A 326-nucleotide genomic window follows, 5' to 3' on the forward strand; every position below is an offset into this window, starting at 1 on the left:
AAGAATTGGAAAGACAATTAAATTTAGTGATATGGCGAATATTAAAATATGATCTGCAAAAATAGATGAGCAAAAAACGATTTCATTATTTTTAGATAAGATTTCGCGTACCATATCACTTCTTCAGTGTAAGTTAGAAAAGCTAAAAAATCTCAAAAATACCCTTTTAGAGAAGATGTTTGCAGATGAAAAACACCCCTTTCCAAAGATCAGATTTAAAGAATTTACAAACGATTGAGAACAGAGAAGAATAGAAGATTTGGTTAATCTCGTTAAAAAATCTTCTTTATTAATCACACAAATTAAAAACAAAGGATCATATCCTG

General features: G+C 28.2%; 1 pseudogene. It reads left to right on the forward strand.

Annotated features, from left to right (window positions below):
* Nucleotides 1–326: pseudogene (locus OF365_RS03255) on the forward strand (hypothetical protein); the annotation flags it as partial.

It is taken from the genome of Ureaplasma zalophigenitalium, from assembly GCF_025780055.1.
Taxonomy (GTDB): domain Bacteria; phylum Bacillota_I; class Bacilli_A; order Mycoplasmatales; family Mycoplasmoidaceae; genus Ureaplasma; species Ureaplasma zalophigenitalium.